This is a genomic window from Microcystis sp. 0824 (assembly GCF_003112475.1).
Taxonomy (GTDB): domain Bacteria; phylum Cyanobacteriota; class Cyanobacteriia; order Cyanobacteriales; family Microcystaceae; genus Microcystis; species Microcystis aeruginosa_C.
Genome location: NZ_BDSM01000042.1, coordinates 22,344 through 34,922, shown reverse-complemented (window position 1 = coordinate 34,922; position 12,579 = coordinate 22,344). Strand labels below are relative to the sequence as shown.

The window sequence follows — 12,579 nt, the reverse complement described above, 5'->3', positions numbered from 1 at the left end:
CACATAATTGCTTGCTGTTATTACGGACAAGATTGACGGTGATCGCTATTTTTTTCTGATACTGGCAAAAAAAGTTATTTTTAGGACAAAATCAGCTAAATAAAAGCAATTTTATAATTTTTTTGCTCAATTTAGTTTATTTGCTCTGTTTATATAGCCAAATGTCCCGCTAACGAGTAAATCCCAATTGTCGTCTGGCCTCGAATAATCCGATCGCCACACTAACGGAAAGATTTAAACTTCTCACCCCCGGTTCTGCCATGGGAATATAAACCGTGTCATCACATTGATTTAATAAATCTGCTGGAATACCGTCGGTTTCACTGCCAAAAAGTAGCCAGTCTCCGCTTTGATAGCTGTACTGCACATAACTGCTGCTGCCGCGCACGCTAAACCCGATCGCCCGTCCGCCGCTCTTTTGTTTATATGCACAGAAATCATCACTTGTCAAGTGGTACATGAGTTTTACATAGGGCCAATAATCTAAGCCGGCCCGCTTCAGATAGCGATCGCTAATTTCAAAACCCAAGGGACCAACTAAATGCAATTCTGTCCTCGTTGCGGCGCAGGTACGGGCAATATTCCCCGTATTTGGCGGAATTTGCGGATTAATTAAAACCACTCGTAAAATCGCTTCAGTCATTAGTTATCAGTTATCGGTTATCAGTTCACTGTTCACAGCAAAAAACTCCCCACCTCTCAATTCATAATTCATAATTTATAATTTATAATTCCCATCTCCCTTGGGTGAGGACTAACTATACCAGATTCTGCCCCACCCTAGTCAAACTTATTTTAAATTGGTATAACTATCGATACTCAACGGGACTAAATCGCCATGAATCGTCAAACCTAACAACATTGTTTCATTAGCGGGAATTAATTTGCCTGTGAGAGCGCAAATCTCATTTTTTCTAGCTGTAGCGTTAAATACTGCCCTTATATCGCCAGCACAAAACTGCGGTCGATAATCTCCTGATTTCTGCTGAACGAAATTCCACAGGACATCGCGAATGAGTGCTTGATAACCTTGATTGCCGGAAATCTCTTTCAGCTTGTCCTTAAGTACTCTTTCCAGACGAATGCTGGTGACTTCCATATCGGTAGTGGTGGTGCGTGTGATTGTCCGCATAATTTTTTCTCCCGAATACTAAACCTATTGGTGTTACAAGTGTAGTATAAGCAAGATACCTTTAACAAGCACAACCGGCGAAACCATCACCTCTGCTGCTCTTTTATTGTTACCTCATGGCTATTTTTCCCATTTTTGAACTCTCGAAAATTAATTATTCAAGAAGTCTACTGTTAATCCAGTTAGACTTCAGCATAAACAGCAATCGCATTGATTAAATAATTAACCATTATTATAGCAGTTATCTTAACGGTGAGATAGGAAGTTTTGGTTTTGGGGAGCCGGTCGTCGGTCGTCCATAGCAAATTAGGTTATACTTCATCTTGATAAGAAACGCTGTCCTATACCCAAACCCCTAGAAAAAATTGTTATTGTTCCTCAGATTGACAATAACTCTAATTGTCTCCCCTCTAGGTCTTTAACCCTGATATTTTCTTGAGAATTTCTGGATAAATCTAAAGTTTTAATCACCTCTTTTGCCACCGCTTCTACTACTGGAATAGCCACAGAATTGCCGAACTGTTTATAAGCTTGGACATCGCTGACAACAATCTGAAAACTATCGGGAAATCCCTGTAATCTTGCCCATTCTCTGGGGGTCATTCTGCGGACGAATAATTTATTTACCTCTCCCTTAATGCGAGTAACGGCAGTAAAATTAGTCAGTCTTTGATCGATAACTAAATTTCTTTCTTTTCCCATACCTCCCACCACAATAGCATTAGCGATACCATCGGGAGAAATAATCTCATAACCGAACCCATTACCTTTATTTTCGTGTCTGGCCCTGTGTTTAAACAAGGTTTCTAAATACTGATTAGAGAGATAATATTTAACGCTGACTTCCTTTTCTTCTAGAATATCTTTGAGACAAGTTTCTTGATGGGTTGGTTGAGGATAGGAAAAATGGTAAATATTTAAATCTTCTCGAAAACCGACGATAAAAATTCGGGGACGGTTTTGAGGAACCCCAAAATATCTGGCATTTAAAATCTGGGGACTAGGGACAAAATAATGCAAATCCTTTTCTAGTATATCTAAAATAGTTTTTAAAGTTTTACCTCGATCATGATGGACTAAACCCTGGACATTTTCTAAGATAAAAGCTTTCGGTTTCTTTTCGTGTAGGATCCGGGCAACTTCAAAAAATAAGGTTCCGCGTGCATCTTCAAAACCGTGTTTTCTGCCGGCGATACTAAACGCTTGACAGGGAAAACCGCCACAGAGTATATCATGATCGGGGACAGTTTTTGCCTCTAATTTTCTGATGTCTTGATTATCGGGTAAATGACCATAGTTAGCCAAGTAAACCTTTTGGGAGTGAGGATCGATTTCCGAAGAAAAAACGCATTGACAACCGAGATTTTCTAGGGCGATTCTAAATCCTCCTATACCGGCAAATAAATCAATAAAAGTCCACATATTTCTCTATTTTAAGCTTTTGTTTTGATCCCAGAGACGATATTAAACCAGCTATCCTAGATTTTAGTATAAATGCTCGCATCTTTTTCCTCGCCAAAAAAATCAGGAGCAGAATTTCCACTCCCGATAACCTATTCACTTTAGACTTGCCAATTTATTGGAATATACTGGCAACTTTGGCGCTTACGTCGGGTTGAGTTTCAGCGTAGATATTTTGACGAGTAGCGGCGATTTCTGTGTAAGCTTGACGCACTTCCGAGTTAACTGCCACCGTTTTCACATCGTAGATACGGGTAGCGAGTTGGGGATAAAAACCGATAGCGACAATCAAAGCGAGGAAAGAGACAGCGATAAAGATTTCTCTGGGTTTAGCGTCAATATATTCTGATTCGTCAGGAAGGACACAGCTAGTACCAAAACAAACTGCTTGTTCGTTGCTTTTGTTGGGGGTAATGTTAGTAATATCGCAGGAAGAACCATCTCCGTAGAAAACTTGACGAAGCATGGAGAGTAGATAAATCGGGGTGAGGATTAAACCAACGGAAGCGAGGAAAACAGTCACAACCCGGAAGGTTTGGCTATAAACGTCACTGCTAGTGACACCGATGAATACAGTAATTTCGCTGGCAAAACCGCTCATTCCGGGTAAAGCTAGGGAAGCCATGGCGCCGGCAGTAAAGAGAGCGAAGACTTTCGGCATCGCTTGAGCAATCCCACCCATCTCGTTTAAAGCTAAGGTATGGGTGCGGTCGTAGGTGACACCAGCAAGGAAGAATAAGACGGCGGCAATTAAACCGTGGGAGAGCATTTGTAACATAGCGCCGCTAATACCCACATCGGTAAAGGAAGCAATCCCTAAAAGGACGAATCCCATGTGTGAAACCGAGGAATAAGCGAGACGGCGTTTCATGTTTTGTTGACCGAAGGAAGCGAAAGCACCGTAGATAATATTAACGACACCGAGAATCGCTAGAATCGGGGCAAAGTAGATGTGTGCATCGGGTAGAAGCCCCATATTAAGACGGATTAAACCATAACCACCCATTTTGAGGAGAACACCAGCGAGAATCATCGATACAGGTGCAGAAGCTTCACCGTGAGCATCGGGGAGCCAAGTATGGAGGGGGAAGATGGCGAGTTTGACCCCGAAAGCGATTAATAAACCGGCGTAAAGGACTAATTCTAAAGCGAGGGGATAATCTTTAAATCCTAATTCCGCCATATCAAAGGTCATCGCACCACCACCGTAAAGGGCCATGGCTAGACCGGCAACGAGGATGAAGATAGAAGCGGCGGCGGTGTAGAGTAGGAATTTAGTGGCGGCATAACGACGTTTTTGACCACCCCAGATGGAAACGAGTAGATAAACGGGAATTAACTCGATTTCCCACATTAAGAAGAATAATAATAAATCTTGGGCGACGAAAACACCAATCTGAGCGGCGTAGAGCAACAGCATCAGGAAGTAGAATAAACGGGGTTTCCGGTCCACTTGCCATGCGGCCAAGATAGAAAGGGTTGTCACCAATCCTGCCAATAAAACTAACGGTGCCGAGATACCATCCACCGACACCGCCCAACTTAAACCAATTTGGGGAACCCAATCGATTTTTTCTACTAATTGTAGGTTGGGGTTGCTTAAATCATATTTTTGTAAAAAGACGTAACACATTAATATAAAGTCTGCTAGTCCGACTCCAAGCGCGAACCAACGAACGGTTTTTCCTTCCTTGTCGGGGATTACAGGGATTAGGAAGGAGGCAAGCAAGGGGAGCAAAATGATGGCGGTGAGCCAGGGGAAGTTAGCCGTTAGCATGGCAGTAAGAAAAAATACCTATTTCGTTATGTGTTCATTTTATGCGACTTTGTAAAATTTTGTGAATATTTTTTCTCCTACCTTTACTATAGAATTTTATCTATAGTTGCCGCATCATCATCGATTAACCCAAATAGGCTTGTTTGACCCGCTCATCCCTGAGTAAATCCCCGGCTTCTCCTGCGATGGTCAAGCGTCCCGCTTCCAAAACATAGCCGCGATTGGCAGTTTCTAGGGCTAAATTAGCGTTTTGTTCCACTAACAGGATAGTTACTCCCGATTTGTTTAATTTACGGATAATACTGAAGATTTCTCGCACTATCTGCGGCGCTAGTCCTAAACTGGGTTCGTCTAGTAACAATAACTTGGGACGACTCATTAAAGCTCTGGCGATCGCCAGCATCTGCTGTTCCCCACCGCTTAGGGTTCCCGCTAACTGCTCTCGGCGCTCCGATAGTCGGGGAAACAGTCGCCACTGCTCTTCGATATCGCTTTTTACTCCTAGGCGATCGCTTCTCGTATAGGCCCCTAACTGCAAATTTGTCAAGACTGTTTGACGCGCTAAGATTCTTCTCCCTTCCGGACTATGGGCAATTCCCCGTTTAACGATTTCATGGGGTGGTAAATGGGTAATATCTTGACCCTGATAAATTATTCGCCCAGTCTTTGCCGTTAAAAGCCGAGATATCGTCTTTAGAGTCGTCGTTTTTCCTGCTCCGTTCGCTCCAATGAGGGTGACAATTTCCCCCTTTTCTACCCTTAAGCTCACCTGCTGTAATGCCTTGATTCCGCCATAATTAACCGATAAATCGTTAATTTCTAACATAAACCCCGTCAAATCCCAATAGGATCACTATAGCAGTGATCAGTTACCAGTTATCAGTGATCAGTTACCAGTTATCAGTTACCAGTTATCAGTGATCAGTGACCAGTTATCAGTTATCAGTTATCAGTTATCAGTGATCACTGATCAGTTACCAGTTACCAGTTACCACTGATCAGATGTGAGTTTTTGGTCAGTCCCGATGAAAAAATTTTCACCCCCACAGATGAAAGAGGTTTCCTTCCCTACACCCCACACCCTACACCCTCTTTCAAGTCAGGGATAAGGAGGAAGCCTGAGCATTTGTACTAAATTTTCCCAGACGCAGATTAACAGTGCTGTCTTTTCACTGTTTACTGATTACTGATTACTGATAACTGATTATCTGCCTAAAACTTCCAAGACCACTGGGGCAACTCCCGATTGGAAGACACCGATAATCGCTGCCGCACCTCTGGAGAGGTCGATGACGCGACCACCGCTAAACGGACCGCGATCGTTAATTCTCACCACCACCGAGCGCCCATTACGCAGATTAGTTACCCTAACCCTAGTGCCGAAAGGTAGATAGCGATGAGCGGCAGTTAAACCACTAGAGTTAAAAGTCTCACCACTAGCGGTGCGACGACCGTGGAAACCAGGACCATACCAAGAGGCCATTCCCTGTTTACGGGGGCGACTGCTGGTTTTTACCGCTTGGGTTGTTTTCGGCTTCTCTGCTGGTGTGACTGAGGCAGGATTAGTAGATTGGCCATTGGCTGGGGCTGGCTTGACTTGATTGGGTTGTGATTGGGGTTGTACCGTCGAAGGAATGGCCTCTTGGGTCTGGGGTGTAACGCTTGCAGGGACGGTATTTTCTTTGTCCACTAGGGACTCCAAAGTTTTTAGAATTTCGTTACCATTATCTTGAGCCGAACGTGATATTTTAATATCTGAATCAGATGTTCGACTATTAGAAAAAGCGGGCAGAACGGTTTGAGAAGTGGACTCGATGACAGTTTGACGAGCTAGGCTAATATCCGTCAGGCTGTTACTTTGTCCTACTGTCTGGGAACAAATTATTGAGGCTGTAGTCCCCACTAAAGTGAGGGCAGTTATAGCTTGTAGTTTGTTGATCAGTTGTTTGTTCATAGACTTTCTTATTGTGCGTTAGCAAGTTCCCAATGCAAAGCTGAAGGAATTTGCTAACATTCCTTTTTGCTTGCAGAGCTAACTTGGTTGCGTTCTGTTCAACCGTATCACGGAAAATTGGTTGGTCATTACGAGAATTTATATCGTTATCGGCAAAAAGAATCAAAAATTTAAATAAAGGGTTGACTTGCGCCAAAAACCAAGTTACGATGGTGAGTTTTTAATTTTTTGTGTCCTAGGGGGGGCAAGGTTAGGAAAACTTGGGGAATTAGTGAAATTTCGAGGGGGAATAATGCTAGTATTGATAAGGGTTTCAAGGATTATCAGCCCTCCCCGATTTCCCTCTATAGCAGCAGATAACAGTTAATAAAACTGTTGTCTTCGCTACAAAAAACCAGATTTTTAAGATCAATATTCAATGAGACTAAGGGTCAGAGATTAAAAATTATAATAGGGGCTTGACAAAAAACTAAAAACAAGCTGTTATTAGCCAAACTTAACTATAGAATCAGAAATGCTGATACAGGCTAATACTAAATCCTGTTTAAAAGGGATAGGAAATTATGAATTATGAATTATGAATTGGGGAGTAGGGAGTTTTTGGCTGTGAACAGTAAACAGTGAACTGAAAACCCGCATCTGATCACTGAATACTGACTCCTAACCCCACGAAAAGCTTTTTAGCAAACCCAATATATATATGACTGGGAAACTGGTGTCTTTTCAGCGATCGCCGAAAAATTAACGGGTTTTGCGTCTTCGGATGACATTATTAGAATAACGAGAAGGTTTTGGCCGGGGTTCTTTTCCCCCTCCTAATTCGCGACTAACTTGCTGAAAAATATCCCGTCGCAGCACAGGATATTCCCCTATCCACTGGTCGAGTTGGGGAAGATGGACATCAGAAAGCTGATTGATATCCCCTAAATCGGGATCTCGAGACATTAACAAAGCTTCGGCCACCATCCCAGGACGGATCGATTTATAGATGCGTTTGAGGGGAGCGCGAACGATCGCCGAAAAGCCAGTTTGATCACCGATTTCTAGATTAATACAGCGTTGGCGATTTTCGATAATCTCTAATTCCCCGCGTTTATTGACCCTTTCTTCTTCCCCGATTAATTCCTCGGTTACAAAAGCATCGAAAACGCGACCGCGCCAAAATCCCCCGTAGGGAAGACGACGATAGGTATTATTGCGAACACTGGCCCAATAAACCGGACCCCAGAGCCAATATAAACCGGCGATAATGTCGAAAATCAGTTTAATTGTTAAACCACCGGGACCGAATAAATTACCGATTAACCAAGCTGCGGTGAGAGCGATGATAGAAATAAATAAACGGCGCAGAAAATCGGACCATTTACCCCAATAGTGAGCGTACTGGGGACCTGTGGCGATAATCGGGACAATTTGCTCGATCGATTGACGGGTAAGGGGAACCAACATTATCAGTTATCGGTTATCGGTTATCAGTTATAGTGTGCCTAATTGATTCGTGAACGGGTAGGCTCGAGAAGAGGACGTTTACCTTTCATTTAGGCTCGCTGTATCGGTTATGACAGCGTTTCTCATAACTAGATGAAGTGTAACCTAATTTGGTATCGACGACCGACTTCCCAAAAGGAAAACTTTGTACCTCACCACTAAGATAAATGTTATAGTTTTGAGTAATTGTCTATCTGTTGGTCGCCATTCATACCATCGCTAAAAGCGCAGGAATTCTGGCGAAACTTCAGTTAAAAATTAAATCCCGCAAGAAGTCCGATGAAACAATCTATAATAAAATCAATGCTGTTTTGTTCCCAAAGACTGCCACCATGACTTCTTCCCCGGTTAAATCCTTAAATTCTCAGGCTGTAACCACGCAACATTTACCCCCGTTAGAAAATGGGGATCGCTTAATTCGTCCCGAATTCGAGCGCCGTTATCAAGCTATGCCAGGATTAAAAAAAGCCGAACTTATCGAAGGAGTTGTGTATATGGCATCCCCATTAAGGTTTAAATTTCATGCTGAACCCCACGGACGTTTAATCACTTGGTTGGGAGTTTATCAAGCTGCTACCCCCCAAGTAAAAATGGGTATTGAGCCAACCGTTCGCTTGGATATCGACAACGAACTACAGCCGGATGGGGTGTTATTAATTAGTCAAGAAAGCGGGGGAAAATCAACCCTAAGTGTAGAGGGATACCTAGAAGGATCGCCGGAATTAGTGGTAGAAATTGCCGCTAGTAGTGCCGCCATAGATTTAGGGGATAAAAAACGTGCTTATCGACGCAGTGGTATTCAAGAATACCTTGTTTGGCAAGTATTTGACCAAAAAATTGATTGGTTTAATTTAGAAAATGGCGATTATATTTCTTTTTTACCCAACCAAGAAGGGGTGATTTGCTCTCTAGTATTTCCGGGTTTGTGGTTAGATATTTCAGCTTGCAGTGAGCTTGTCGAATCTGCCATGCTCAACGGCAATATGTCACGGGTGTTAGACATCTTAAAAGCTGGAATTAACTCGGTAGAACATCAAGAATTTGTCCAAAAGTTAACCACAGCGCAGTCGGGGGAAGCTAAATGAAACCTCCAGCTATTCTCATTTTAGGAGAAACCAGTATCACCGTTGCTCGTCAAGTGCAAATGGCCTTACCTGAAGCAGTGGTTTATGGGTTAATAGATCGTACCCATTCGGCTGATTTTACCTATACTAATTTTGGCGAAACGGTGCGAGAATTTTTCCAGACGGGAACGCCAATTATTGGCATTTGTGCGGCGGGTATTTTAATTCGCACTTTAGCACCTTTATTAACTAATAAATGGCAAGAACCGCCTGTATTAGCAATCGCAGAAGATGGCAGCGCCGTAGTGCCTTTGTTGGGGGGTTTACAAGGGGTTAATGATCTCGCTCGTCAAATTGCCTCGGTTTTGCAAATTTCCCCCGCAATTACCACCACTGGTGATATTAGATTTAAAACGACCTTATTATCGCCACCACAGGGTTATCAGTTAGTTAATCCCGATGATGCTAAGAAGTTTCTGTCCGATTTATTGGCTGGTGAAAAAGTAAAATTAATCGGTGAAGCGGACTGGTTAAAAAATAGTAATTTACCGATTTCATCGGCGGCAAAACTGAGCATTGAGATTACCGATAAAAATAACTTAAACTTGGCAAAACCTAGCAGTGACTGTTTAGTTTATCTCTGGGAAGAAAGCCCGCAAATTAAGGAAAAATCTGGTTTACTACTGGGAGATTTAGACCAGGAAAGTCAAGGTAAATTAGCCATAGTTGGAACTGGACCGGGGGCGCTAAATTGGATGTCGCCAGAAGTTCGAGAAGTGTTGGAAAAAGCCACGGATTGGCTGGGTTATAAAACTTATTTGGATTTGGTAGAATCCCTGCGAACACCAGAAATTGTCCGCCATGAATCGGATAATCGGGTGGAACTCGATCGCGCGGAAATGGCCTTAGATTTAGCGGCTAAGGGGCGATCGGTTGTCTTAGTTTCTTCCGGAGATCCTGGAATTTATGCCATGGCCGCGGCCGTGTTTGAGGTATTAGAAAAAAAAGCAAAACCGGCATGGGATGCGATCGCCATTCAGGTCTGTCCGGGGATTTCGGCCATGCAGGCGGCGGCTGCGAGGGTTGGCGCACCTTTAGGCCATGATTTTTGTGCGATTTCCCTATCAGATATTCTCAAATCTTGGCAGGTGATTTCTCAGCGTATTGAGTTAGCGGCCCGGGCAGACTTAGCGATCGCATTTTATAATCCTGTGTCTCAAGAGCGCACTTGGCAATTAGAGAAGGCAAAAGAGATTTTATTACAATGGCGATCGCCGCAAACTCCCGTGGTATTAGCGCGTAATTTAGGACGAAAAGGGGAAACAGTGACAGTGAAATTCCTAGGGGATATGACTATTAACGATGCGGATATGCGAACCATAATTTTGATCGGATCTAGTAAAACTCGCCTGATTGAGCAGGGTAAAACCAAGCAATGGGTTTATACTCCACGTCACTATTAAGTAGTCGTGTAAAATTAATTTCTTGGTTGGGATAGGCAATAGGCAATAGGTAGTTACAGATAATATATAGCGGTGTGCAGTCGTATGAGGTACAGTGTCACGAGCTATAAACCATGCTAGGCAAAGCTTGGTCTGTATCTCACTCAAGCGCTTACCGCTATAGTAAAGACTTTCAGGGTGTTTTGCTTGACGACTCAAATGGACTTGCTATCGGAACGATAAAAGCTTAACTTTCTTTGCGCGATGCTAAATAACAAACTACAACTTCTCTTAACCAAGGTAGGCCCATGGGCTGTTGCTGGCCTGCTCGGCGGTTTGATCGGCTCTCTGGCTGCGGTACTGCTGACTGAGGCAATTAAGCAAACCCTGAGGATTGCCTCTGGCCTAGGCAACGTCTGGCTACTGCTGCTGCCTCTGGTGGGCGTTACCTTAGCAGTGCTAGTCCTGTTTGGACTGGGTAGGGGCCAACCCGTGCAGACCTTAGCTCCCCGGGATGCCACTGCCTCTGGCCGCTGGGGTTCTCTCATGGCCTGGTACTCCTTCCCCCATGACATTGCTCGCGCCGACCTGACCGGTGACGTGGTGAACGCATCTGGGGCCGAAGAGCGCTTCCCCTGGAATCTAGCACCGTTGCGGGCTTTGGCTATCCTCTCCACTGTTGGACTGGGTGCGCCCATGGGAACAGAATCACCGGCGGCTCATATTGGCGTGGCAACGGGGACCTGGTTGGGTAGCATAAATCCAGCCCTGCGTCAACTGGTGCGGCCCTTGGCCATCGGTGGCGGTGCGGCCAGTGTTTCGGCTCTGATGGGAATCCCGCTGGTGGGCAGCTTTTTTATGTTTGAGTTGAGTCAGCGACGTCAGGTTCCGATCACCCCGGAGCGAGTGGCGGCGATGTTAGCCGGGGGACTGGTGGGATGGGGGGTCAACGCTGCCTTTAAGCTGCAACTGATCCGGCTGGTGGTGCCGCAGGTTGCCCCGACTGACTTCGGGGATGCGGTGGCTGCCACTTTGTTGATCGGAGCGATCGCTGGCACGATTACAGCCCTCACCGGTGAGGCGATCTACTGGGCCAGAGGCTTGCGGGACAGGCCTGGCACTCGTCTCCTCATTGGTGGCCTGATGATGCTGTTCTTGGCGATCGTGATCGGACAGGTGGCGACTCCGGCAGCGGCTTTTGGACCAGGGGTGGGCGCTATCCTCTGGGCCGAAAACACTGAAACAACTCCTTACCACCTGTTGGCGGTAGCTCTGCTCCGGGCCGCGGCCACCACCGCTGCGGTTTTAGCCGGGGGCTGTGGCGGCGTGTTTGTCCCTTTTCTGGCGATCGGCGACCTCACTGGCCGGGTATTCGCCACCACCTTTGAAATTTCGGGGGATCTGGCGGGTGCGGCGGGGGCAGCGGCCGGTATTGCTGGCGGCTATCGCCTACCTTTGACCGCCGTGGCGATGGTGCTGGGGGTGGGGGGTCCGGGGGCAGCCCAGCTAACCTGCCTTGCTACAGTGGTGGTTGCTGCCCTTTCGGGATTGGTGGCCGCACGGGTAGCCAATCAACTCTCTAGTTTCCTCCGGGTAATGATCCGCTAGAGGCTACCGTCAGATCTCCACTGACCAGAAAATTTAGGTGTTCAGGGTTGTTAGTTGGTGAAGAATTGGGAGGGTAATTACCTCCTTTAATCTCATACCCCTAAAAACGATCGCCCTTAGCTCTAGCGGCAAACTGCGATCGCCTTTTATCATTCCGACAAATGAAGAGAACGATTTAAAATATCCTCAATACCGTAGGGACAAACGGGGGGAAACTCTAATCCCGTCTCTCTAAAAGCATCGCAACAAGCAACAGCATAGAGTTTAAATAGGCTTTCATCGGTTAAATATCGCCTTAAACTGGGGCTATCGTCCAAATAAAGCCTAATATTAGCTCTTTCTCGCTGAATAGTTCCCAACCAACCCCTGGATCGCCGTTGAGGTTGATAGTCCCACTTTAATAAATGATGCAAAATTAATCTGAGACTAGCAAGTAAGCGATCGCGCTCCCGTTTCGACAAATCTCGCACCTCTTCGACTAAATTCTCAATATCTAACTCGGAAAACCGACCAGAAGCTAATAAATCGGCCATTTGTTCGGCCCAAAGTCCAAAGTCTTGCTCATAGGATGCCGTCATCGATTTATCTCCTTCTAAGCTCAATTAACATTATATTAATAATCCGCCCAAAGTGAGGGCTTAAAAACGGATTTA

General features: G+C 45.0%; 11 protein-coding genes. 3 read left to right on the top strand and 8 right to left on the bottom strand.

What is annotated here, in order from left to right:
* Positions 1–169: 169 nt before the first annotated feature.
* The 7 genes from N0824_RS13605 to N0824_RS13565 form a co-directional block, all read right to left on the bottom strand.
* Positions 170–643, bottom strand: coding sequence for a tRNA (cytidine(34)-2'-O)-methyltransferase (locus N0824_RS13605; protein ID WP_108937138.1), 474 nt, complete (start codon positions 641–643; stop codon positions 170–172).
* A 147-nt stretch (positions 644–790) separates the two neighbouring features.
* Positions 791–1,132, bottom strand: coding sequence for a hypothetical protein (locus N0824_RS13600; RefSeq protein WP_108937137.1), 342 nt, complete (start codon positions 1,130–1,132; stop codon positions 791–793).
* Positions 1,133–1,510: 378 nt separating this feature from the next.
* Positions 1,511–2,554, bottom strand: coding sequence for a DNA cytosine methyltransferase (locus N0824_RS13595; RefSeq protein WP_108937136.1), 1,044 nt, complete (start codon positions 2,552–2,554; stop codon positions 1,511–1,513).
* Positions 2,555–2,708: 154 nt separating this feature from the next.
* Positions 2,709–4,370, bottom strand: coding sequence for an NAD(P)H-quinone oxidoreductase subunit 4 (locus N0824_RS13590; protein ID WP_066029950.1), 1,662 nt, complete (start codon positions 4,368–4,370; stop codon positions 2,709–2,711).
* Positions 4,371–4,494: 124 nt separating this feature from the next.
* Positions 4,495–5,196 carry an ABC transporter ATP-binding protein gene (locus N0824_RS13585; RefSeq protein ID WP_108937135.1) on the bottom strand — a complete coding sequence of 234 codons (702 nt, stop codon included), beginning with the start codon at positions 5,194–5,196 and terminating at the stop codon, positions 4,495–4,497.
* Positions 5,197–5,574: 378 nt separating this feature from the next.
* Positions 5,575–6,324 carry a septal ring lytic transglycosylase RlpA family protein gene (locus N0824_RS13580; RefSeq protein ID WP_108937134.1) on the bottom strand — a complete coding sequence of 250 codons (750 nt, stop codon included), beginning with the start codon at positions 6,322–6,324 and terminating at the stop codon, positions 5,575–5,577.
* A 741-nt stretch (positions 6,325–7,065) separates the two neighbouring features.
* A complete protein-coding gene (locus N0824_RS13565; protein ID WP_108937132.1) occupies positions 7,066–7,773 on the bottom strand; it encodes a phosphate ABC transporter permease in 708 nt (235 codons plus the stop codon).
* A 371-nt stretch (positions 7,774–8,144) separates the two neighbouring features.
* Here N0824_RS13565 and N0824_RS13560 point away from each other — a divergent pair, with 371 nt between their 5' ends.
* The 3 genes from N0824_RS13560 (at position 8,145) to N0824_RS13550 (ending at position 11,926) form a co-directional block, all read left to right on the top strand.
* A complete protein-coding gene (locus N0824_RS13560) occupies positions 8,145–8,897 on the top strand; it encodes a Uma2 family endonuclease (protein WP_233256442.1) in 753 nt (250 codons plus the stop codon).
* Positions 8,894–10,339 carry a precorrin-3B C(17)-methyltransferase gene (gene cobJ / locus N0824_RS13555; protein ID WP_108937130.1) on the top strand — a complete coding sequence of 482 codons (1,446 nt, stop codon included), beginning with the start codon at positions 8,894–8,896 and terminating at the stop codon, positions 10,337–10,339. The genes N0824_RS13560 and cobJ overlap by 4 nt, the downstream gene beginning before the upstream one ends.
* Positions 10,340–10,582: 243 nt before the next feature.
* Positions 10,583–11,926 carry a chloride channel protein gene (locus tag N0824_RS13550; RefSeq protein ID WP_108937129.1) on the top strand — a complete coding sequence of 448 codons (1,344 nt, stop codon included), beginning with the start codon at positions 10,583–10,585 and terminating at the stop codon, positions 11,924–11,926.
* A 149-nt stretch (positions 11,927–12,075) separates the two neighbouring features.
* Here the strand turns inward: N0824_RS13550 and N0824_RS13545 are convergent, their stop codons facing one another.
* Positions 12,076–12,504, bottom strand: coding sequence for a DUF29 domain-containing protein (locus N0824_RS13545; RefSeq protein ID WP_108937128.1), 429 nt, complete (start codon positions 12,502–12,504; stop codon positions 12,076–12,078).
* Positions 12,505–12,579: the final 75 nt, after the last annotated feature.